The sequence below is a fragment of the Caproicibacterium amylolyticum genome (genome assembly GCF_014467055.1).
Classification (GTDB): Bacteria; Bacillota; Clostridia; order Oscillospirales; family Acutalibacteraceae; genus Caproicibacterium; species Caproicibacterium amylolyticum.
This window is the reverse complement of sequence record NZ_CP060696.1, coordinates 1815355-1839005: the sequence shown is the minus strand read 5'-3', so window position 1 is coordinate 1839005 and position 23651 is coordinate 1815355. Positions and strand designations below refer to the sequence as shown.

General features: G+C 44.5%; 20 protein-coding genes and 1 pseudogene. 10 read left to right on the top strand and 11 right to left on the bottom strand.

Annotation, left to right across the window (positions count from 1 at the left end; translation table 11 throughout):
• The first annotated feature begins 132 nt into the window (after window positions 1-132).
• The 7 genes from H6X83_RS08820 to guaA all read left to right on the top strand — a co-directional run bounded on the left by H6X83_RS08820 (window position 133) and on the right by guaA (window position 11559).
• Complete coding sequence (locus tag H6X83_RS08820; protein ID WP_212506124.1) at window positions 133-1209, top strand: carbamoyl phosphate synthase small subunit; 1077 nt, start codon at window positions 133-135, stop codon at window positions 1207-1209.
• Complete coding sequence (carB, locus tag H6X83_RS08815) at window positions 1206-4424, top strand: carbamoyl-phosphate synthase large subunit (protein WP_212506123.1); 3219 nt, start codon at window positions 1206-1208, stop codon at window positions 4422-4424. Before H6X83_RS08820 ends, carB begins: the two co-directional genes overlap by 4 nt.
• 400 nt (window positions 4425-4824) lie before the next feature.
• Complete coding sequence (purC, locus tag H6X83_RS08810; RefSeq protein WP_212506122.1) at window positions 4825-5529, top strand: phosphoribosylaminoimidazolesuccinocarboxamide synthase; 705 nt, start codon at window positions 4825-4827, stop codon at window positions 5527-5529.
• A 52-nt stretch (window positions 5530-5581) separates the two neighbouring features.
• The gene (gene purF, locus H6X83_RS08805) at window positions 5582-7030 is read left to right on the top strand and encodes an amidophosphoribosyltransferase (protein ID WP_246419140.1); all 1449 of its coding nucleotides are present in this window, start codon (window positions 5582-5584) and stop codon (window positions 7028-7030) included.
• Between the two features lie 42 nt (window positions 7031-7072).
• On the top strand, window positions 7073-8503 hold the full coding sequence (gene purB, locus H6X83_RS08800; protein ID WP_212506121.1) for an adenylosuccinate lyase: 1431 nt from the start codon (window positions 7073-7075) through the stop codon (window positions 8501-8503).
• A gap of 157 nt (window positions 8504-8660) precedes the next feature.
• A complete protein-coding gene (locus H6X83_RS08795; protein ID WP_212506120.1) occupies window positions 8661-9938 on the top strand; it encodes an adenylosuccinate synthase in 1278 nt (425 codons plus the stop codon).
• 79 nt (window positions 9939-10017) lie between these two features.
• Complete coding sequence (gene guaA / locus H6X83_RS08790) at window positions 10018-11559, top strand: glutamine-hydrolyzing GMP synthase (protein ID WP_212506119.1); 1542 nt, start codon at window positions 10018-10020, stop codon at window positions 11557-11559.
• 458 nt (window positions 11560-12017) lie between these two features.
• On the opposite strand, the gene H6X83_RS08785 is transcribed toward guaA, so the two are convergent.
• The 7 genes and pseudogenes from H6X83_RS08785 to H6X83_RS14805 all read right to left on the bottom strand — a co-directional run.
• Window positions 12018-12704 carry a hypothetical protein gene (locus H6X83_RS08785; RefSeq protein WP_212506118.1) on the bottom strand — a complete coding sequence of 229 codons (687 nt, stop codon included), beginning with the start codon at window positions 12702-12704 and terminating at the stop codon, window positions 12018-12020.
• Window positions 12704-13351, bottom strand: coding sequence for an ATP-binding cassette domain-containing protein (locus H6X83_RS08780; RefSeq protein WP_212506117.1), 648 nt, complete (start codon window positions 13349-13351; stop codon window positions 12704-12706). Before H6X83_RS08780 ends, H6X83_RS08785 begins: the two co-directional genes overlap by 1 nt.
• On the bottom strand, window positions 13348-14145 hold the full coding sequence (locus H6X83_RS08775) for a hypothetical protein (protein ID WP_212506116.1): 798 nt from the start codon (window positions 14143-14145) through the stop codon (window positions 13348-13350). Before H6X83_RS08775 ends, H6X83_RS08780 begins: the two co-directional genes overlap by 4 nt.
• Window positions 14146-14147: 2 nt before the next feature.
• A complete protein-coding gene (locus tag H6X83_RS08770) occupies window positions 14148-14888 on the bottom strand; it encodes a hypothetical protein (protein WP_212506115.1) in 741 nt (246 codons plus the stop codon).
• A complete protein-coding gene (locus H6X83_RS08765) occupies window positions 14885-15769 on the bottom strand; it encodes a hypothetical protein (RefSeq protein ID WP_212506114.1) in 885 nt (294 codons plus the stop codon). Before H6X83_RS08765 ends, H6X83_RS08770 begins: the two co-directional genes overlap by 4 nt.
• 91 nt (window positions 15770-15860) lie before the next feature.
• Complete coding sequence (locus H6X83_RS08760; protein WP_212506113.1) at window positions 15861-16289, bottom strand: hypothetical protein; 429 nt, start codon at window positions 16287-16289, stop codon at window positions 15861-15863.
• 281 nt (window positions 16290-16570) lie between these two features.
• A pseudogene (locus H6X83_RS14805) lies at window positions 16571-16778 on the bottom strand (hypothetical protein); the annotation flags it as partial.
• Between the two features lie 232 nt (window positions 16779-17010).
• Between H6X83_RS14805 and H6X83_RS08755 the strand changes: the two are divergent.
• A protein-coding gene (locus H6X83_RS08755) for an IS3 family transposase (RefSeq protein WP_246419136.1) occupies window positions 17011-18160 on the top strand; the annotation gives its coding sequence in 2 pieces (ribosomal slippage) (window positions 17011-17267 and window positions 17266-18160; 1152 coding nt in all).
• A 55-nt stretch (window positions 18161-18215) separates the two neighbouring features.
• On the opposite strand, the gene H6X83_RS08750 is transcribed toward H6X83_RS08755, so the two are convergent.
• The 4 genes from H6X83_RS08750 to H6X83_RS08735 all read right to left on the bottom strand — a co-directional run bounded on the left by H6X83_RS08750 (window position 18216) and on the right by H6X83_RS08735 (window position 21417).
• A complete protein-coding gene (locus H6X83_RS08750; protein WP_212506112.1) occupies window positions 18216-18521 on the bottom strand; it encodes a DUF2683 family protein in 306 nt (101 codons plus the stop codon).
• Entirely contained in the window at window positions 18508-18834 is a 327-nt protein-coding gene (locus H6X83_RS08745) for a hypothetical protein (RefSeq protein WP_212506111.1), read from the bottom strand. The genes H6X83_RS08750 and H6X83_RS08745 overlap by 14 nt, the downstream gene beginning before the upstream one ends.
• Before the next feature lie 694 nt (window positions 18835-19528).
• A complete protein-coding gene (locus tag H6X83_RS08740; protein WP_212506110.1) occupies window positions 19529-21142 on the bottom strand; it encodes a DNA primase family protein in 1614 nt (537 codons plus the stop codon).
• Window positions 21143-21219: 77 nt separating this feature from the next.
• Entirely contained in the window at window positions 21220-21417 is a 198-nt protein-coding gene (locus tag H6X83_RS08735) for an ICEBs1 excisionase (RefSeq protein WP_212506109.1), read from the bottom strand.
• A gap of 157 nt (window positions 21418-21574) precedes the next feature.
• Here H6X83_RS08735 and H6X83_RS08730 point away from each other — a divergent pair, with 157 nt between their 5' ends.
• Window positions 21575-22150, top strand: coding sequence for a helix-turn-helix domain-containing protein (locus tag H6X83_RS08730; protein ID WP_212506108.1), 576 nt, complete (start codon window positions 21575-21577; stop codon window positions 22148-22150).
• A 36-nt stretch (window positions 22151-22186) separates the two neighbouring features.
• Window positions 22187-23305, top strand: coding sequence for a tyrosine-type recombinase/integrase (locus H6X83_RS08725; protein ID WP_212506107.1), 1119 nt, complete (start codon window positions 22187-22189; stop codon window positions 23303-23305).
• Window positions 23306-23651: the final 346 nt, after the last annotated feature.

Genomic DNA, 23651 nt, shown 5'->3' with positions numbered 1-23651 from the left:
GTCCTGCGACTGGGGGAATCATTCTGTCCGCAGATGTGGGATTACACGTTGATAAGCGGATAGAGGAAAAAGAAATTTTACCTGCACAGAAATGCGGCAGGACAGAATACTAAAGAAATGGCTGGTGATTTCATGAAAGCATTGCTGATGCTTGAAAATGGCGCGACATTTGCTGGAACCGGATTTGGCGATGAGCACGATGTCCTGTGCGAGGTTGTATTCAACAGTGCCATGTGCGGATACCCGGAACTGCTGACTGATCCTTCTTATGCGGGACAGGGTGTTGTCATGACGTACCCGATGATTGGCAACTATGGCATTTGCTATGAGGATGCAGAGTCCGGAAAACCTTGGTTGAGTGCTTACATTGTACGTTCTGTTTCTAATGTGGCAAGCAATTTCCGCTGTGATATTGATTTGAATTCCTATTTGAAAGCGCACCATGTGCCGGGTCTGCAGGGAATTGACACACGTGCACTGACCCGCCTGCTTCGTGAAAGCGGCACCATGCGCGGCATGATTGCGTACGGCGACAATGTGGATACAGAGGCTATGAAACAGAAAATTGCAGCATATCAGCTGGAGTCCTGCGTGCCGGAAGTCAGCGTGCGCGGCGGCAATGTTTACGGTGACGGCGCTGTGAAAATTGCACTCATGGACTATGGCGTAAAAAGCAATATTATCCGCTCGTTGGTTGCGCGCGGCTGCACGGTGAAGTGCTTCCAATGGGATGCTCCCTTTGAAGAAGTAATGGAGTGGAAGCCGGACGGCATTATGCTGAGCAATGGTCCCGGCGACCCGAAAGAATGCGGCAAGGCAATTACGGAGCTGAAAAAGGTCTACGCCGCCGGTGTGCCGACCTTTGCTATCTGCTTGGGACATCAGCTGATGGCTCTGGCGCAGGGATTTGATACCTACAAATTAAAGTATGGTCACCGCGGCATCAACCACCCGGTAAAAGACCTTTCCACCAATCGTGTATATATTTCTTCGCAGAACCACGGATTTGTAGTGGACGAAAAAACCATTGACCCCGCTGCTGCCAAGGTCAGTTTTATCAGCATGAATGACGGCAGTGTGGAGGGGATTAACTACGCAAACGGAAAGTGCTTCTCGGTGCAGTTCCACCCGGAAGCATGCGGTGGTCCGCGCGATACGGGCTTCCTGTTTGACCGGTTTTTGAAAGTTGTTGGAGGTGAGCGGCTGTGAGTAAGCGTCCTGAAATTAAGAAAGTTATTATTATTGGTTCCGGCCCAATCATCATTGGTCAGGCCGCGGAGTTTGACTATGCAGGCACACAGGCCTGCCGCGCTCTGCGTGAAGAAGGAGTTGAAGTTATCCTTATTAACTCCAACCCGGCAACGATTATGACGGACAAGCAGATTGCGGACAAGGTTTACATTGAGCCGCTGACAGCGGAAACCGTTAAAAAAGTCATTATCAAGGAAAAACCGGACAGCGTCCTGCCGACACTGGGCGGGCAGAACGCCCTGAACCTCGCGGTGGAACTGGAAGAATCCGGCTTTCTGAAAGAGCACAATGTGGAGATGATTGGCACCAGTGCCGACACTATCCGCATGGCGGAGGACCGCGAACTTTTTAAAGAGGCAATGGAACGTATTGACCAACCCTGCGCGGAAAGCGAAGTTGCGGAGGACTTGGAAACCTGCTTTAAAATTGCAGACCGTATCGGCTATCCGGTCGTTGTTCGTCCTGCCTATACCCTTGGCGGCAGTGGCGGCGGTATTGCTGCAGACAAGGAAGAGTTGGAAGAAATTGCAACATTGGGTTTGCAGCGCAGCCGTGTGCATCAGGTGCTGATTGAACGCAGCATCGCAGGCTGGAAAGAAATCGAATACGAAGTGATGCGCGACCACAACGGCAACTGCATTACCGTCTGCAACATGGAAAACTTTGACCCAGTCGGTGTTCACACCGGCGACTCCATTGTTGTGGCACCGTGCCAGACACTGGAAGATAAAGAAACACAGATGCTGCGCACTGCTTCTTTGGATATTATCACAGAGCTGGGTGTTGAGGGTGGCTGCAACGTGCAGTTTGCGCTGAATCCCAACAGCTTTGAATACTGCGTCATTGAAGTAAACCCGCGCGTCAGCCGTTCTTCCGCACTGGCAAGTAAAGCGACCGGCTACCCGATTGCAAAGGTTGCCAGCAAGATTGCATTAGGCTATACACTGGACGAAATCAAAAATGCAATTACAAAGAAAACTTTTGCCTGCTTTGAGCCAACACTGGATTACTGCGTTGTAAAAATCCCAAAATGGCCGTTTGATAAATTCATCGGTGCCGGTCACACGCTGGGTACGCAGATGAAAGCCACCGGCGAGGTCATGGGCATTGCACCGAACTTTGAAATGGCATTGATGAAGTCTGTGCGCTGCCTGGAGCAGAACCTTTACAGCTTGCGCGACCCGTCGCTGAAAGATTTGCCGGATGACGAAATTGTAAAGCACCTGTACAATGTGGATGACCGCCGCCTATGGGTTTGCGCGGAAGCTATCCGCCGCGGTGTTCCGCCGGAAAAAATCCACGAAATCACGAAGATTGACCCGTGGTTCCTTGGCAAGCTTGCGGCAATCGTTGAAACGGAAAAGGAACTGGAAACACAATCCCTGACCAAAGAACTGCTGCTGCAGGCAAAGAATTTTGGCTTCCTCGACAGCACCGTCAGCAAGCTGTGCGGCAAGACAGAGGAAGAAATCTGTGCATTGGAAGACAAGTGGAATATTCATCCGGTCTTTAAAATGGTTGATACCTGCGCCGCGGAGTTTGACGCGGAAACGCCGTATTATTATTCCTGCTACGGCACACAGAACGAGGTTGACCCGAAGTCTGACCGCAAGAAGATTATGGTCATTGGTTCCGGCCCGATTCGTATCGGACAGGGCATTGAATTCGATTTCTGCTCGGTTCACAGCGTGTGGGCACTTAAAGAGCTCGGCTATGAAACTATTATTGTCAACAACAACCCCGAAACGGTTTCCACCGACTTTGATATTGCCGATAAGCTGTACTTTGAGCCGCTGACACCGGAAGATGTGCAGCACATTGTAGAGTTGGAAAAGCCGGACGGAGCTGTTTGCCAGTTTGGCGGCCAGACTGCCATTAAGCTTGCCGCTGCGATTGAAAAGATGGGCGTGCCGGTGCTTGGTACCTCCAGCGACAGCATCGACCTCGCGGAAGACCGCGAGCGTTTTGACGAAATCCTGAATACCTGCAAAATTCCGCGTGCCGCCGGCCGTACTGTCTTTACCTGTGACGAAGCGATTGCCGCCGCACATGAGTTGGGTTATCCGGTTCTGGTTCGTCCGTCTTATGTACTGGGTGGGCAGGGAATGCAGATTGCGTACGAGGACGCGGACATTGTCAACCAGATTGGCATTATCAACCGCATTGCGCAGGAGCACCCGATTCTGGTCGATAAATATATTATGGGCACCGAAGTGGAAGTGGACGCTGTCTGCGACGGTATTGATTCTGTTATCCCCGGCATCATGCAGCACGTGGAACGCGCGGGCATTCATTCCGGCGACAGTATTTCCGTGTATCCGCCGGTCAGTATCAGCGAAGAAGCACAGGAAACAATCATTTCCTACACTCGCCAGCTGGCGATGGCACTGAGAGTAAAGGGTCTGCTCAACATTCAGTTCATTGTAAAGGACGACGTGGTTTACATCATTGAGGCAAACCCGCGTTCTTCCCGTACAGTTCCGTATATCAGCAAAGTGACCGGCATCCCGATTGTGCCGCTTGCGGTCAACACATTCTTCGGCAAAACGCTGCCGGAAATGGGCTATCAGTACGGTCTGCAGAAGCCGCATGATTATATTGCCATTAAGATGCCGGTGTTCTCCTTTGAAAAAATCAGCGGCGCGGAAATTAACCTTGGGCCGGAAATGAAGTCCACCGGCGAAGTGTTGGGCATTGCGCACACTTATAATGAAGCACTGATTAAGGCATTCTACGGCGCGGGTGTTCACATGATTCAGAATGGCCGCGTTGTTATTACCGTGAAAAACAGCGATAAAGAAGAAGTCCTGCCGATTGCAAAGGGACTTTATGACCTTGGCTGGACAATTTACGCCACCGCTGGTACTGCCGAATTCCTGAATGATCACGATATTCCGACTATCCGCGTCTGCAAAATTGGTAAAGGTGAGCGCGACACGCTTACGCTGGTTACTTCCGGCAAGATTGATTTAATCATTAATACACCAACTACTACCGCGCAGCACAGCAGAGATGGCTTTGCCATCCGGCGTGCGGCAGTTGAGTGCGGCGTGACCTGCCTGACTTCGTTGGATACCGCGAACGCATTCCTGACCTGTGCACAGCAGGTGCAGACCACACAGCTCAGCGTGGTGGATATTACCAGAGTCAATACGTTTTTGAATTTGGTATAATAAAGTTGCCCTTTCATTGCTTTCTGTCGCTTTCTTAGAAAGCGACTAGGGGTGTGGGGGCGAAGCCCGCCACGACTTTAGACCCTTATGTGGTAAAAGGGATATGCAGCAGTGTTTTCTGCGGCGGCGAAGCCACGCTGCAAAGAATCTGCTTTGGTACAGTGCTCGGTAAAAGGGCAAAGATCAAGACCTTGGGAGCCTGACTTGCAGGCTCCCAAACCCGCGAGCGCTTCTGAGGATACTAAGGGCTTGAGAAAGGCCGTGGCGCTACTCGCGCCACACTGCGGTCGCTTTCTCAGAAAGCGACGGAAAGCAGCCAAGGGCGGTACCGCAATTCATTATTTCGTCTGTTCATTTTATTATCTAACATATATAAAAATAGCAACGGAGGTATTTTCTTATGGAAAAGACAGAGCAGCTGTACGAAGGCAAAGCAAAAAAGGTGTTCGCTACAGAAGATCCTGACCTGTGCATCGTTTCCTACAAGGACGACGCAACCGCGTTTAACGGCAAAAAAAAAGGCACCATTGTCGGCAAAGGCGTTGTAAACAACAAAATGAGCAACTTTATGTTTAAAATGCTCGAAAAAGATGGCATCCCGACTCATTTTGTTGAGGAACTCAGCGACCGTGATACACTGGTGAAAAAAGTGCAGATCGTTCCGCTGGAAGTTATCGTCCGCAACGTGGCCGCCGGTTCGTTTTCCAAACGTCTCGGCGTGGAAGAGGGCACTGCTCTAAAATGCCCAGTGCTGGAGTTCTGCTACAAGTCTGACCCGCTGGATGACCCCATGGTGAATACCTCCCATGTGCTGGCAATGGGCTGGGCAACTGAAGAAGAAGTAAATACCATTAAGAAAATGACACTGCGTATTGACGAACTGATGAAAGAATTTTTCCTTTCTGTCAACATTGACCTCATCGACTTCAAATTGGAGTTCGGTCGCTACAAGGGCCAGATCCTGCTGGCGGACGAAATCAGCCCGGACACTTGCCGCTTCTGGGATGTAAAGACCCATGAAAAGCTGGACAAGGACCGCTTCCGCCGTGATCTTGGCGGTGTTGAGGAAGCATATGCAGAAGTTATGAAGCGCATTGGTCTGTAAAATCTGTAAAAAGACAACCGAAACCTGTTCTATGCGAGGAGGGCGAAACTTTTTGCTCAGTGAATTTGCGTACGAAAAAAAGCCGCATGAGGAATGCGGTGTGTTCGGCATCTGCAGTCCGGATGCTTCTGTAAATGTTGCCTACGCTTCCTACAACGGTCTGCTTTCCCAGCAGCACCGCGGGCAGGAAAGCTGCGGTATTGTTGTGAATGACCGCGGGGTCATGTCATATTCCAAGGAAATGGGGCTGGTCAGCGAAGCCTTTAACAAAAAAGTGCTGGACAGCCTGCCGGGGCAGATGGCGTGCGCCCATGTGCGCTACTCTACCGCGGGCGCAAGTGTGCGTGAAAACGCGCAGCCACTGGTCATGCGCTATGTAAAGGGTACACTTGCCATTGCTCACAACGGCAATCTGACCAATGCCTATGAACTGCATGAAGAGCTGGTGCAGAAAGGCTGTATTTTCCAGACAACCATTGATTCGGAAGCGATTGCCTATATTATTGCGCAGGAACGTGTGAATGCGCCTTCCATTGAAGAAGCAGTGCGGCGCTCACTGCCGCGCATTCAGGGTTCCTACTCACTGGTTATTATGAGTCCGCAGAAGTTGATTGCGGCGCGTGACCCCAACGGTTTCCGCCCACTGGTCATTGGTAAAATCGGCGAGAACACTTATGTGTTTGCCTCCGAAACCTGCGCATTGGATGCCTGCGGTGCTTCCTTTGTGCGCGATGTTGAGCCGGGTGAAATCGTGATGGCAGACCGCGGCGGCCTGCATGTGGTACAGGAGCCGACCAATCAGCGCAAGTCCCTCTGTGTTTTTGAGTACATCTACTTTGCCCGCCCGGACAGCATTATTGACGGCATCAACGTTTATGAAGCGCGCAAGCGTGCCGGCCGCCTGCTGTGGGAACAAAAACCGGTGGAAGCGGATGTTGTTATTGGTGTGCCGGAATCCGGCATTGACGCGGCAATCGGTTACGCGGAAGCAAGCGGAATCCCGTATCAAAAAGGCATTGTAAAGAATACTTACATTGGCCGCACGTTTATTAAACCAACGCAGGGCGAGCGTGAAAGAAGTGTTCGCTTAAAGCTGAATCTGATTCCGGGCGCGTTCCGTGGCAAGCGGGTCGTTTTGTTGGATGATTCCATTGTTCGCGGCACCACCTGTGCACACATTGTTACAATGCTGCGTGACGCCGGTGCGAAAGAAGTGCATCTGCGCATCAGCTCACCGCCGTTTATGTGGCCCTGCTACTACGGCACCGACATTCCGGATAAAGACAGCCTGATTGCCTGCCAGCATACCGTTGAGGAGATCGGCAAAATGAGTTTTGCGGATTCCATTGATTATTTGCATGTGGAAAACCTGGCACCAATGCTGGGGGTTAAGGGCGGTTTCTGTGATGCCTGCTTTACCGGCAATTATCCGGCACCTACACCGAGTGTTTCCGTAGCAGATAAAAAATTCGATTATTCCATGCCAATACAGCGTGTGTAAACCGCTGCCGCATAAAACCTTTTACAAGGAGGAACTCTGTACTTGAAGGATACGTATGAATCTCCGCTTTCTGCGCGTTATGCGGACAAAGAAATGAAATATCTGTTCTCTCCGGACAAAAAGTTTCGTACCTGGCGCCGCCTGTGGATTGCGCTGGCGGAGTCCGAAATGGAACTGGGTCTGCCAGTAACGAAGGAACAGATTGACGAAATGAAAGCGCATCAGGATGATATTAACTATGAGGTTGCAGAAGCACGCGAAAAAGAAGTGCGCCATGACGTAATGAGCCATGTGTATGCTTTTGGCGTGCAGTGCCCCAAGGCGGAGCCGATTATTCACCTGGGCGCAACTTCCTGCTATGTCGGCGACAATACCGACATTATTATCATGACCGAAGCGCTCAAAATTGTAGAGGAAAAGCTGGTTAATGTGCTGCGTGTGCTTTCTAAATTTGCACGCGGGCAAAAAGACCAGCCGACCCTTGCTTTTACGCATTTTCAGCCTGCCCAGCCCACCACCGTCGGCAAGCGTGCAACTTTGTGGATGCAGGACCTGCTGATGGATTTGGAGGATGTGCAGTACCAGCTGAGCAAAGCAAAGCTGCTTGGCAGCAAGGGCACCACCGGCACACAGGCAAGTTTTTTGGAGTTGTTTGACGGCGACCATGAAAAGGTGAAGGCTCTGGATAAAAAGATTGCGGAAAAGATGGGCTACGCCGGTGTATTCCCGGTTTCCGGCCAGACCTATTCCCGCAAACTGGACAGTCAGGTTTTGAATGTGCTTTCGGGCATTGCACAGAGCGCGGCAAAGTTCAGCAATGACATCCGCCTGCTGCAGCACCTCAAGGAAGTAGAGGAGCCGTTTGAGAAAAACCAGATTGGTTCTTCCGCAATGGCGTACAAACGCAACCCGATGCGCAGTGAACGCATTGCGTCACTTTCCCGCTATGTGATTGCAGATGCGCTGAACCCGGCCATGACCGCTTCTACACAGTGGTTTGAGCGGACACTGGACGATTCCGCCAACAAGCGCATTTCCGTGCCGGAGGCGTTCCTTGCGGTGGATGGTATTCTGAATCTGTACCGCAATGTTGCGGATGGTCTGGTTGTTTACCCGAAAGTAATTACACAGCATCTTTCCCGCGAGCTGCCGTTTATGGCAACGGAAAACATCATGATGGACGCAGTAAAGCGCGGCGGTGACCGCCAGCAACTGCACGAACGGATTCGCCAGCACTCTATGGCTGCCAGCAAGGTGGTCAAGGAAGAGGGCGGCGAAAACGATTTGCTGCAGCGCATTGCAGGCGACCCGCTGTTTGGTGTGACACTGGAGGAACTGAAGGAAGTCGTTAAACCGGAAAAGTATGTCGGACGCGCACCGCAGCAGACGGTGGAGTTTCTGGAAGAAACAGTCGCACCAGTTTTAACGAAGTACAGCGGCGTTTCAGATGACGCGGTTTCAATCAACGTATAAACTGCTTAAAGCGTTTACTTTCGTATGTTTTTATGTTAAACTGTGTTTATAAAGCGCTGCCAAAATCCAGCCGCATGGCAGCCGGCACGTTTGATGTGCAGTGTCTGAAAAGAAAATGATCTGTCCGCAGCGGCGCGGCAAAATATGGAGTTTTACTATGATTAAAGCAATTGTAGGCGCAAACTGGGGCGACGAGGGAAAGGGCAAGATTACAGATGTTGAAGCCCAAAAAGCCGATTTTGTCGTCCGCTTTCAGGGTGGCTGCAACGCCGGCCATACAATCGTAAATCAGTATGGTAAATTCGCTCTGCATCAGCTTCCCTCCGGCGTGTTTTACGAGCACGTTACCAATGTGATTGGCAACGGCGTGGCTTTAAGCCCGGAAAAGTTGGTTCAGGAAATCACAGAAATTGAGTCCCGCGGAGTTCCGAAGCCGCATGTTGTGGTTTCTGACCGCGCACAGTTGGTTATGCCTTATCATATTCAGCTGGATAGCTTTGAAGAAGCCCGCCTTGCCGGCAAATCCTTTGGATCCACCAAGAGCGGTATTGCACCTTTCTATTCGGATAAATATGCAAAAATCGGTTTTCAGGTAGCCGAACTTTTTGACGACGAAGCAAGCATTCGTGAAAAAATTGACCATGTCCTTTCCATTAAAAACGTACTGTTCCGCGACCTTTATCATCAGCCGGAACTGCAGGCGGACGATGTTTACGAAAAGCTCATGGAGTACAAGGAAATGCTGCTGCCGTACGTGGCGGATACCTTTACCATGCTGCACGATGCAGTTAAGCAAGGCAAGACCATTCTGTTGGAGGGTCAGCTTGGCTCTTTGAAAGACCCCGACTGGGGCATTTACCCGATGGTGACCTCCAGCTCCACACTGGCCGGTTACGGTGCGGTTGGCGCGGGCGTTCCGCCGTATGAAATTAAAGATGTGATTACCGTTGTGAAGGCATACTCCAGTGCCGTTGGTGCAGGCGAGTTTGTCAGCGAGATCTTCGGCGAGGAAGCGGACGAGCTTCGCCGCCGCGGCGGTGACGGTGGCGAGTACGGTGCAACAACCGGCCGTCCGCGCCGCATGGGTTGGCTAGACTTGGTTGCAACCCGTTATGGCTGCCAGGCGCAGGGCGCAACACAGGTTGCATTTACCGTTCTGGATGCACTGGGCTATCTGGATGAAATTCCGGTGTGCGTTGCCTATGAGTTGGACGGCAAGCGTATTGACTACTTCCCGCCAACGCCGCAGCTGAAGCGCTGCAAGCCGATTTTTGAAAAACTGCCCGGCTGGAAATGCGATGTCCGCGGTATCAAGACTTATGAAGAACTGCCGGAGAACTGCCGCAAGTATATTGATTTTGCGGAAAAGGCAGTTGGTGTGCCGTTTAAGATTCTCTCAAACGGCCCGAAGCGCAGCGACATTATCTTCCGTTAAATTTCAAAGTACCGAGCGTCAGCACACGCAATTCGGGTGTTGGCGCCCTTTTATTTCAACAGGAAAGCAGGTTACGTGAATGGTAAATAATGAAGCAGTGCTGGTGCTGGATTTTGGCGGCCAGTATTGCCAGCTGATTGCACGGCGTGTGCGTGAATGCAGCGTCTACTGTGAAATTAAAAGCTATAAAACACCGGTGAAGGAGCTTGCAAAAAAGAACTATAAAGGTATTATCCTGACCGGCGGTCCGAACTCCGTTTATGACGAAAAATCACCGCACTGTGAAAAAGCGCTTTTTGAAATGGGCGTTCCTGTGTTGGGAATCTGTTATGGTGCCCAGCTGATGGCGTATACACTGGACGGCAAGGTTGGCGGCTGCGAAGTGAGCGAGTACGGCAAAACGGAATTTTCTGTAACGGATGCGGAAAGTCCGCTGTTTCAGCAGGTGCCGAAAACATCCGCCTGCTGGATGAGCCATACCGACCGCATTACAGAAGTGCCGGCGGGCTTCCGGGTGACGGCTGATTCCAAATCCTGCCCGATTTCCGCAATGGAGAATCCGGAGCAGAAGCTGTATGCTGTGCAGTTTCATCCGGAAGTGCAGCATACGGAATTTGGCCAGCAGATTCTGAAAAATTTCCTGTTCAATATTTGTGAATGCAAGGGCGATTGGGTGATGTCCTCCTTTATTGAGCAGACAATTCAGGAAATTCAGGAGAAAGTCGGGAACAAAAAAGTGCTTTGCGCACTTTCCGGCGGTGTGGACAGTTCTGTTGCGGCGGTGCTTGTACACAAGGCAATCGGCAAAAACCTGACCTGCATTTTTGTGGACCATGGTATGCTCCGCAAAGACGAGGGCGACCAGGTTGAAACGATTTTCCGCAAGCAGTTTGATATGAACCTGATTCGCGTCAATGCCGGTGAGCAGTTTCTGCGGAAATTGCAGGGAGTGACTGACCCGGAAAAGAAGCGTAAAATCATCGGGGAAGGGTTTATCCGCACGTTTGAGGCGGAATCCAGAAAGCTTGGTAAAATGGACTTTTTGTGCCAGGGTACAATTTACCCAGATGTAGTTGAAAGCGGCGTAGGCAACTCCGCAACGATTAAAAGCCACCACAATGTCGGCGGATTACCGGAGGACGTTGGCTTTGAGGGTATTATCGAGCCTCTGCGAGACCTTTTTAAAGACGAAGTCCGCGAAGTCGGTACGCAGCTTGGTATTCCGGAAAATCTGGTATGGCGCCAGCCATTCCCGGGTCCGGGACTTGCTATTCGCATTTTGGGCGAGATTACTGCTGAAAAGATTGCTACTCTGCAGGATGCGGACGCGATTTTCCGCGAAGAAGTGGCCAATGCCGGCTTGAACAAAAAAATCAGTCAGTACTTCGCTGTACTGACCAATATGCGCAGTGTTGGTGTTATGGGTGACGGCAGAACGTATGATTACACGGTTGCACTGCGCGGCGTTGCGACCAGTGACTTTATGACGGCAGACTGGGCACGCATTCCTTATGATGTGCTTGAAAAGTCCAGTGAGCGCATTATCAATGAGGTAAAAGGTGTAAATCGTGTTGTGTACGACATTACGTCCAAGCCACCCGCCACAATCGAGTGGGAGTAAGATAGCAAAAGCTGAAAGCCTATTAGTTTCAACGGCTTTCAGCTTTTTATTTTGCCTATCGGTTCTAAAACGGTTCTACTTGTCAGCCTTACAGATATATAAAATCGTGCTTTATAACGGTAAGCGCTATTTTTTCCATACCTAACAGCTATGGAGAAGGTATCAGAATGTAGTACATAATGAAATCCTGTGTTTTGCTTGTGGCGAGTATGATGGATATTATGTACGCATGTATGCAAGTTTGTTATACGCTATCGAGACCTGAAAACCTCGCTCTTTTTACACCTTTTTGAATTTGTGCAACTTATTGTACCTTATCTTATTCGGTGCTGCCGTAGGCATAAAAGTCACCCCATTTGTTAGATAGTACATCATACTGTCTAACAAATGGGGTGCAGTTCGAAGCCAGCGTTTGAGAGATTTTTTGTATTGTATCAAACTAATGTGAAAGTGCAGATTCACGAAATTTTGAGCAGTGACAAGACTTTGTTTTTGAGGTTGTAGTATTCGTCAAGCTGAGATTTTGACGAAGCGTAAATGTCAAGCCCTTTCATAGTATCCAGTGTTGTTTTTTGTGAAAGTTCATCTTCATATTTAAAAAATTTTGTTTGTTTTGGGTTATCGAGCGGAAAACAGCCAACTGACGTGTTTGTTATAAGGTAATACTGCTTTTTTTGAATGTCGTCAAGTTTACGGGCTTTGTTAAAGGGATATTTTTTAAGCAGAAGTATATACTCCCGATCTTTTTGCAGAGGCAGGCACATGTAACTTGCGCTATTTAAAAATTTTCTTTCCTTAAAAGTTGAAATCGATTCAGTATAAATTATTTCCTGTCCTTTAAGACTTTCATCACCTTTGTAAACATCCTCTGCTGTTACAGTGGAATAAAAAACCTGTTCAGTTATTTTCCTTTCACCAGTGAACTTCCCTTTTATAATCAGGTCGGACTGATTGATTAAATCCTCTTCATCTTTGATTTTATTCTTCTTGAATATCGCTTTAATGCTGTCATAAAGGGAAGAAGAAAATTGATAAGTCTGGTATTCCTTACTGATTACATCTGTGTAGGAACTGCGTACAACTCCGGCGGTAATGACAGCGACAAGCAGTATTGCCAAGGGAACAAGGTGCCATTTCAATTTCATTACTGTAGGTCGCCTTCTTCCAATTTGCCGTCATTCATTTTGTAGAACTTGTCACACATCTGCTTTAAGTCCTCTTTGTTATGACTAGCTATTAAAACAGTAGCGCCGCGCTGTTCCTGTTCACCTCTTATCAGTTTGCGCACAGCGTCAACCGCTTCTTCGTCCAGAGCGTTGGTCGGCTCGTCTAAAATGATAAGCTGAGGTTTTTCCATGACAGCCTGAGCAATGGCAAGCTTCTGTTTCATGCCAAGTGAGTATTTTTTGTAAGTGCGGGTGTCTTCCGGGTCAAGCGCAACCTGCCTCATTACATTTTTAATGTCATCTTCTGTAGCAATATGCTTTATGGAGGCAAGCACCTTTAAGTTTTCAAATCCGGTGTAGTAAGACCAGAACCCAACATTTTCTATGATGAGGCCCATGCTTTCCGGAAAGGAAATGTCTGTGCCGAGCTGTTTGCCAAAAACTTTTACAGTACCCTCTGTCGGATGGATTAACCCAGCTATCGCACGAAAAAGCATGGATTTTCCAGAACCGTTGTGGCCATAAAAACCGTAGCTGCCACCCTGCTCAAGATTTAGCGTGATATGAGACAGCACCGTTCTTCCTTTTAAGACTTTAGTTAAGTCATTTATTTCAACAGCGTTCATTCTGATTCTCCTTTTACAAGAACAATTAAATCTTTTTTCTTTAAAACAATGGAACAGACTAGGTAGGAAACTGCAAAACAGACAGTCAGCCAGACAAAAGAAAAGACTGACGTAAAGCCGTTTATAGTTTGCCCGTCACTGATATTCTGTATCTGTGGACTGTCACAGTGCCAAAAGTACATTTGGCTGCTGGTGGGCAGCAGTGAAACAATTACATTTCCAGCCGTACTTGTGTTTGCGAGTTGTGTTGTTAAGGTGGTGAATGAAAAATAGAAGATCATGAAAATCAAAAAGGACTTTGCCCTGCCAAAGCTCAGAGATAAAAAGTTCTCTAAAAAAATCATGAAAAACATTGTTAATGATTGAAACAAAAACAGTTTTATATAGATTCCCGAGGAATTCACTTTATCAGAAAATCCAGAAAAAACTCCTAATACAAATGCAGCCGCGAATGCCAGTGCATAAGTAAGCATTATTTTGAAAAGTAATTCCAGAGTTTTTTGGAGCAGCCATTTCTGCTTGCTGCCTACTCTAGTGAAAACATAAACGTAGTTAGTTTCATAGTCAGCTAAGAAGACGCCAGAAAATACATATAAGACAAGTATACTGGGAACCATTTGAATAAGAAAGGCAGGCAGTATGTTGAATGTTAAATCTGAGCCTTTAAAAACACGAAGAAATAAATAGGGCAAATTTTTGTCAAAAGTATGTAGGCTAGCGAAAACCAAAAAAACAAACAGCAGCAAACAAATGAAGCACGGCGCAATAAATGACATAAACTTTCTTTTTTTCATACTTAGTCATGCCTTCTTCCCAAAAAATCTTTCTTTTCCGCCAAAAGAGGTAAAAGGAAAATTGCTGCTGCAATTTCTGCGACAGAAGAAAGGGCGTAATGGAATGCTGCGTTTATACTGGCGGGCGAAATCGCAAGAGGTGTCAGAAGAGAAACTAAAAAGTATTCATCAGGACCCAGTCCTGAATGTGACTCGTAAAGTATAATTCCTAATATTAAAATGATTCCGATTGCACTGTTTCCAGTCACAAAAGTTAGTGCATTCAGAATGATGGAAATGATGAAAAAGGTTGCTGTTTGAAGCAAGAAAGCTGTTATCAAAATATGCGAAAACTTATTGAGCTCTGCGGTATAGTTAAAGGAAAAAACTCTGGAAAGCATTAATACGTATATATATATATTAAAAGTTACCGCATCAATGAGAGAAGTTAAAAACCATTTGTGGCACAGTCGTCCTATGCTTCCAATTCTGTAAATCACAGAGGCATTTAAAAAATAAGAATGGCTGAACATAATAAAGATTATGTAAACAGGAACTAAGAAAAATGCCAATATGGCTTCATCAAAAAATAATCTTGTGCAAATGCCCATGTTTTTGAAGCCAAGATCCAACCAAATTGGTGAAGTTGTAGTTGGAACAAACTGTGGAAACAGATATAGTATTAATGTGTAAATTAACGGTATCGCAATAGCTATCCACATTTTTTTATCTTTTAATCTTAAGCTGTAATATTCTTTTATCATATGGACTCATCCTTTTGTGTAACACAATGGACGGTTAAAAGAATTGCACAAACAACCGTTAATAGGAGTATAAATGCTAAAAAATAAAGGATATTACCCACAGGGTACATCATAAACATCGTTCCTTCCATCTGATTCCCCGTCCTTACGAAATAGTCCTTTGCAAATCCGCCGACTAACCACAAGATTCCGGGCAGAGTTAATACCAAAAATCTTCCTTTACTGTTTTTTATGAAAAATGAGATGCAAAACGAAAGCGCAGCCATGAAAGCGCCTCCGAAAGCCGGAACTAAGCTGTAAATGAAGTTACTGATATAAGGATAGTTCATTTGAAAGACAGAAAATCCATTTTGCGTGTAATTGTATTTTACTCTCATTACATTATCGCCGACAATGCCATTTCCAAAAACATCATAAGAGGATGTTGCTGGAAAGCTTATCAGAAGTACAAGCTGTTCTAAAATAAGAGGTAAAAATATAACAAGAAAGCCACTTACAAATGAAGTGATCAGTTGAGCGGTATAATAGACCTTTTTACCTGTTCTGGGTAAAATAATATTTGCGATGCCGTGACTTCTGTCGTCAAAACAATGCGATGAATATGCAAATGATGAAATAAAGGGGAATAGAATTCCAATGAAAAGCATATTACAAAACGCATTGTTCAATGGACCAATATCACTGTTGCTTTTAAAGCTAATGCCGCTAATTCCCCAATATTCAAAAGCTGGCTTTATGGTTGTAATATCAGCTTTGTATGCTGCAGTTAAATTCACGATTAAAGGAATGAAGATTATAAGGAAAGACAGTGTAAGTGCAAAGAAAAATTCCTTGCAGTGAAGCATGTCTTTGAAGTCACGTTTCAGTTCATTTTTCAGCATTAATTTTCTCCTTGTGCACAAAAAGAGAAGTATCCGTTTCTGCAGATGCTTCTCTCTGGAAATTTAGTATATCCTAGTAGATCCCTCTAAATTAGCAAGTAGCAGGTGTCTTCTTGTAGGTCCCTCCAAACTGGCATAAACCACTTGTAACTTGGTTAAAACCCGGATATTGGGCACCCACATACAAATCCAGTTTGATACCGGGTGCGCACGGATAGGCATAATAAATCGTGTAGTCAAAGCAAGGCCCCGCATGCTCATAAGTTTGAATAGAAGTCCAATGACCATTTACCTTTTCTCTTATGTTGCAGTACACTTCAGATACCGGGGCAATTGTAACTAATGCATGTCTTGAAATGCAATCGGTAACAGGTGCTTCAGCAACTACTCTTTGAGCTCTGCCACTATCGAGAGGAATACTTGTCCATCCATCTGAGCCTGCGCTTGCAGGAACAGCTGCACATGCTGTTATAACAGTAACAGCGGCAAGTACAGAAAAGACCTTTTTACTTTTTTTCATATAATTTACCTCCATTAAAAATATATTTTGGGAAATACTTGTGAATATTTCCTAGACAAATATACCACACAATTATTATAATGTCAATATATAACAAAAATTTACATCAAAAAATAACATGTCATTTTCGCTTAATTTATTGAATTGTCAAGTCAAATGCGCCAGTTTGTGTAGAAAAACATGAGTGGAAGATTTTCAACCAAGACATTTGCGGGGCCTAGAATTGATTAGAAACAGGTTGTATGTTAATTCTTCTTGGGGTACCAAGGTAAGAGCTTACATTAAGGGAAATTTGCAAAAAAGCTTCTACAAAATGAAGGAAATCGCTGATTGAAGTAACGGATGCACGGAATTTTCACTGAGTATGACTTGGAAACAGACCAGTATTCCACATACTCCATGAGATAAGTGATAACCAGCCGAATATACGCAACTGGTGCGATGACGAATTTCCTTGTTTAACCGTTCCAGCATATTCGTAGAAGAAATATTGTTTTACTCTTCCCAATTCTGCCTATCTGTCTTTTCTTGTTTGTAGTTGCGTGCTTTATCTAGCATACTCTATCAAATTGCTTTTTTGCATCAACTAATCTGGAACTGTCCACATCATAATGATATTTGTTATTGGTTTCATACTGCATTGGATCTATATTAAATAAGTGGACACCTGAAGTAACTATCAATTATAATTAAGTAGACACCCAAAAGGAGGCACTTACTCATGTCCACTGGTAAAACCGGAACCCGATATGACGAAGATTTCAAACGAACTCTCGTCAACCTTTATCAATCTGGCGGCAAATCACAAGCAGCACTCTGTAAAGAGTATGGCGTTTCTATCACCGCACTTGGCCGTTGGATTAAACAATACTCAATCGTCGAAACGGATGATGGCGAAATACTAACTGCTAAGCAGGTCAAAGACCTCCAAAAGCGTAATGCTCAGCTTGAGGAGGAACTCCTTATACTAAAAAAGCGATTGCCATCTTCACGCCACACTCAAACAACGATTAGAAGCTATTCATAAGCTCCGTTTCCAACACAATATCAAGCTCCTTTGTAAGGTTCTTGGCGTTAATCGAAGTACTTACTATAAGCATTACAACACCGAACCGGCTGATCGTACAAAAGACAATCAAACGATTGCAAAGCTTATTCTTAAAATCTACGCAGATTATAACAAACGTCTTGGAGCTTACAAGATTACCTATGTTCTCCAGCGTGATTATGGCATTAACATCAGTGTCGGACGAGTGTACCGACTGATGAGGACTCTAAAACTTCCACGGATGTCCACCGAAAAACCTTATAAAAATTATAAGCATCGGGACAACGGCGAGTGTACCAACCACCTTCACCAGGAGTTCAATCAGCAAACTCCAAACATTGTCTGGGCAAGTGATTTCACATACATCAAAGTTGCCGGCAAATGGTATTATCTTTGTATTGTAATGGATTTATTTTCTCGCAAAGTCATCTCCTGGAACATATCAGGCAAGCCAGATGTCGACCTCGTCATGACTGCGTTCAAAAAAGCTTATGATAGAAGAAACTGCCCTTCTGGACTTATGTTTCATTCTGATCGAGGATCTCAGTATACTGCTTTTTCATTTCGACAGCTTCTAGATTCTCTTAATGTTGTGCAATCATTTTCCAAAAAGGGCTATCCTTTTGATAATGCTTGCTGTGAAAGTTTCTTCAAATATCTAAAAAAAGAAGAAACCAACAGGAAAGCTTATCACTCCCTACAGGAATTACAGTTGTCCATATTCCAATATATTGAAGGATACTATAACTCAAGAAGGCCTCATGGCTCTCTTCGAATGCTAACACCTAACGAGAAAGAAGAACTGTTCTGGAATCAGGCTTAATTCCTGTTTCCAGTATGTTTTCCCTAATTATTGTGTCTACTTACTTGACTATAGTTCACATATCATTTAGTAGTAATAAACACAGCGCTGCATTATAACGTGCTTCCCGTGCTGGCCGCGCCGCCTGCTTAATCTGCTCTGTGATACTTGCTTCCAGAAGCGGAAGTGCTCGAAGCATATCACCAAGCGTATGAGAAATCGCGATTTTCTTCTGTAGTTTTTCGTACTCTGCACACATTTTTTCAACCGCAGCTGAATATGTCCTCAGTTCATACTGCTTTTTGAATTCAGTAATCGCTTGTTGAGTATGTTTCGAAATTCTTAAACGCATTTCAACTTTTCGGTTTTCATCTAGCTGCATTTTCTTCCTCCATTTCGGTATCATCGTTTTCAAAAACACCGTCTAGCAGTTTCCTTATTTGCAAATACGCTTCTGTATTACATCTAAGAACCTGCGTATTGTTTTCGACAACTTGCTCAAAAGCCTGCATATATTGGTTGGATAATGCCTGATATTTTTCTTCGGTCGCCGTAAATAAATCATGCGACACTGCATTTTCGATGATTCCAATTATTAGGTCATTTCTGTTGCGTTTCAATTTAGTTGCTTTTTCGTCCAATGCCTTAATTAGTGACGGATTGAGCCTGCGGATATGGATGTCTGTTCCGGTCATGATTAGTACTCCTTTCAAAAAATGCTGCTGTGCAGCCCAATGTTTTTTTGCGAGAAAAACGGGATAAGGGGAAACTGTTCCCACCTGTGGCGGGAAGGCAGGCAAAGCCTGCCGTTTTTCCGGGATTCTATGCGTCCCACAGAATTTAGAAATGGCATAGAATTACGGCATAAAATTCTGCCTTTTCACTTCAGCGCCATAAAGTTGCGTCGCGGATTTGCTTTAGTAACATAAAGTTTCGGCATAAAATCAAGGGACTCCACTTTATTACGATAAAGCTATAAGCGACATTTTTGTAATTATTACCACTTAATCTTTGCCTTTGGTTTTTCCAATGGCTTTGCTTTTCTCTAACACTCGAAAATTCGCAGAATCAAAATCTCAAATATATTTTGGGACTGTTGGTTCTTCAATATGATATAGCTGCTGATAATTTGGTTAATGCGTATGATTACACAGATAATATAAGGATAATAAGAATGAAAACTTTGCATTATGAAGCAGTTTGTAACCAATTACGCAAATATACGCAGACTTTTTCATTTTGGTCTATATGAAGTAAGTAATGGTGGATTTGTATCTCAACGTTTTATTATGCATAAAATTAGAATTTATCTGTGTAGGTCTGTGTAAGCATTAATACTATGAGATTTTTCATCTACTTAAACTGTGTGGTTGTCTGTGTATATCCGGGCTATGTGTGTTGTATAAAGCTTTGCATATTTTCATATGTTTTCATGAGTTTCATTCCAAAATATCCGCGTGCCCGTATTCCTTTTTTGAAAATATTTTCTTTATAGCTAATTTGTAATTCCAATGCATGCTGTTTGAGATAAGTTGAAAATGTATGTTTTGCTATCGGTATTTCTGCGTTATTGCTGCACCATACTTCGTAATTCAGATAGACCTCACTTGTTTGTTCGCAACTTCGTGCGTCTCCTAATTGAATAACAGAATTATCGTGGAGAAAGGCAATTATATTAAAATCCTCCTTTTTTGATTGTTCAAGATTTGCTTTTGCCTGTCTGCTGATTGAAAATTCATAATCAGCCTTTTGAAGCTGATATAATCCATCAAGAATCCAGTTAAGAATACCCGGTCGCTCGTCCTTGCAAATCTTTTCCACAAGGAATTTATCATCTTTTCGGTCAGCAGGTTTCGGCTTTGTATTTAAAATGATACGTCGCCTATATGCGCCCTCGCTGTGGTCATGAAGTGTGTTGAAACTTTGGTTGCCAAATGCTAGCAGTCGGCAGTACATAGTACCTTGATAGGCTTGTACACCTTTTCTTTCCAATAACATATGACCGTCACATGTAACAAGTTCTTTTACTATGGCACTTTCCTTACAACATGCCGTTTTTAAGTCATCATCAATAAAAAGTAATTTGTTTTCCAAATTTGCAGCTTGGAACTGATTTTCCTCTAAGTCGCCTAACTTGCCGGTTGCTATGTTTGTTAGGCCAAACAAGCGTTTTGCAACTTTACCTATGACACTTTTTCCGCAGCCACCCTCACCAATGATGAAGAGCATTTTTTGTGCTGCTGTCGTGGGTATCAAGCAATATCCCAAATACTGCTGTAATGTTTTTACGTCTTCTTGTTCCAGCAATTCAGATAAGAAGGTTAGCCATTTTTCTGGTTTTGCTGCATTCGGGTCATATGGCGTATCAATGCGATTTAAGCAGAAGTGTATGTTGCCCGACGCAAACCGTCGTTTATAATCTTTGTCTATGTAGATTGTGCCATTCCTTACGTTAACGCGGTTCGCTTCCGGGACGGGCGGGTCCATATAGGTTGCGTTTTCAATAAAATCTGCAAGAGATTTGACCTTCTTCGCTGTATTGTGCTGATAGCATAGGGCAATTTCTTTTTGTATTACTGCTTCAAGCTTTTTTCGGGGTACTTCTCCGGTCAGGCTATAAAATAGGCCCCGGATGCAGTGAAGTTCCGGATATTTTTTTATGAAAAAGTCATAGAACTCTTTATCACTGATTTCTTTGTTGTGCATATATGGATTGCTGTCATGGTCTAATACGTTATCATCTTTTTGACTTTCTGGTTTGTGTTTTGCTTTCGCATTGCGTTGATTGATCTCAAACCCTTTGCGGCAAGTGTCAAAATCAGCAACTTTTACATTTAATGCTGCAGCTCTCTGTCTTAGGCGGATAAGATTCTGCCGCTTTTTCAGTTCATCACCGCCGGTATCGTATAATGTCTCAAACGTTTCTGCAGCTATAACATTGCTTGCATCGAGTTCACGTAAGAACTTTTCTACTATGTCAACGGTCTTCTCTGTTTTTGCCAATTTTCTCAACCCCCTTTGGAAATGCTATGTTATTATATTGCTTTCTCCTTTCTGACTGCTTTTCAAGGAGTTAACGGTCAAGCAGTTTTATCATTGTTAATGCCACCATAAAATTTCTTATTAAAGTATGCGCGTGGTATACGTCCGGAAACAGTCATGTAACCGGCTTGTCTAAGTTCTGCATTCATCTCACGAAACAATTTGTAAACGTGCCCAGCTGATAGATGCAGTGCACTGCATGCTTCTTGGCAATTAATATAGTAATTTCCGTTCATATTGTTCACCTCCTCAAAAAATCATTTTTAGTATTCAAAAGGTATTCAATCTGAATCTAAATATAATATATAGCATACTTTTGAATCTGTCAAGTAACAATCGATTGTATTTTTAAAAAATTAATGCTATTATTACTTTCATAGGGTGGTGAGAGTATTGAGCATTGGAGAAAACATAAAGCGGCTAAGATACTCGCAAGGCTTAACACAAAAAGGACTTGCTGAAAAAACTGGTTTAGCAGAGATAACAATAAAACAATATGAGTCAAACAAAAGAAATCCAAAGATCGAAACTCTTAGATCTATAGCTAATGTTTTAGGCGTTTCTATAGCTGAATTAATAGACAACGTACAGGTGCCTGACTCCTTATCTTCAAATAGGAAAGCAATAGGATATGATTTATCAAAATGTACTCCTATTGATCCAACGGGGAAGCAGGAGGAATTGCTTATTGCATTATCTATTTCAAATATTGGTGGAATTTTGAATTTTATTGAGAACAACCTGCCTTCATTAAAAGATTTAAGAGGGGCAGAAGTTATTCAACCAGAAAACCTTAAAACAGCAAAACGTTCTTTGAACATGATTCAAAACAAAGCTGAAAAAGGAATTACAGTTAATGATAGATTCGTTGAATTAAGTCAAGGCGATAAAGAAATAGTGAATGACTTAATTGATCGACTTTATATTAGAAAAATAAGGCAAAATGGTATAGAGGAAGACAACGAATAATCAAGAAAAAGCTGCAGAAGAAGGACAGTGATCCTAATGCCAGCAAATAAAGACCCAGACCGCCGGGGCAAATGGATAGCACAGTTCTATTTCACCGATTGGACAGGTAAGCGAACAAAGAAAAAGAAGCGCGGTTTTGACACAAAAAAAGCCGCTGCCGAATGGGAAAGAGATTTTCTCAAGCAGCAGACGGCTGATATAAATATGAAGTTGTCAGCATTTGTCGATATTTATTTGGATGATATGAAGCCCCGGCTGCGCGGCTCCACACTGGACGGCAAGCACTTCCTTTTTGACAAGTTAATTATTCCATACTTCGGTGAAAGGCCACTGTGTGCAATTTCTGCGGCAGATGTACGGCAGTGGCAGGCTACACTTATGAATGCAGAATATCAGCAGGGGAAAGAAACTAAAAAATATTCTCCAACGTATTTGAAAACGGTCAATAATCAGTTGACTGCACTTTTTAACTACGCTGTGCGGTTCTATGGCTTGCGTGAGAATCCATGCCATAAGGCCGGAAGCATGGGGAAGAAGAACGCTGAAGAAATGCAATTCTGGACGCTGGACGAATATCAGGAGTTCCGGGAAGCTGTCAAAGATAAGCCACGCTCTTTTATGGCGTTCCAGATGCTTTACTATTCCGGCATGCGTATAGGCGAACTTATGGCTTTAACGGTTGCGGACATTGACCTTGAAGTCCACACAGTCAACATTAGTAAAACATATAGTCGCCGTAATGGAGAAGACGTTGTAACGCCTCCAAAAACTCCTAAAAGCAACCGCATTATTGCATTGCCGCCCTTTATTTGTGATGAACTTCGGGTATATATGGCTTCTGCCTATGGCTTGAAAGATTCCGACAGAATATTCCCATTTACCAAATACTTTCTTGAACATGAGATGAAGCGAGGCTGCAAAATATCTGGTGTAACGAAGATTCGGCTGCATGATTTGCGGCATAGCCATGCTTCGTTGCTAATAGAGCAAGGGTTTAGTCCTTTACTGATAGCGGACAGGCTTGGTCATGAGAATGTAGAAACCACATTGAATACATATAGTCATTTGTGGCCACATAAACAGGAAGAAGTAGCAGACCGCTTGCAGCAGCTTGAGGATACACTCGCCGGTTCTAAAACGGTTCTAAAAAATTAAAAAAATCAAAACAGTGCAAAAAATACAGGCAAAACACCCACTGAAAACGCTGAAAACAACGACGAAAACACCCAATAAAAGCCATAGTGCTAGAGTGGGAATAACTACTAAAGCCCCCGGAACCCGCATTGCTATGCGATTCCGTGGGTTTCTTTTTGCTAACATGATACCATTTGATACAGCTATAAGTCCTTTCAAATTCCAATTTAGCTTTTATAGCCATATCAGGTATTTGTGTCAAGTAGCGTCTTTATATTGCGATCTCCTATTGACACGCAGCAGGAAGCGTGAAATTAACTCTACAAATTATTATATCCGTTTCTTTGAAAAACCGTTTCAAATGTGT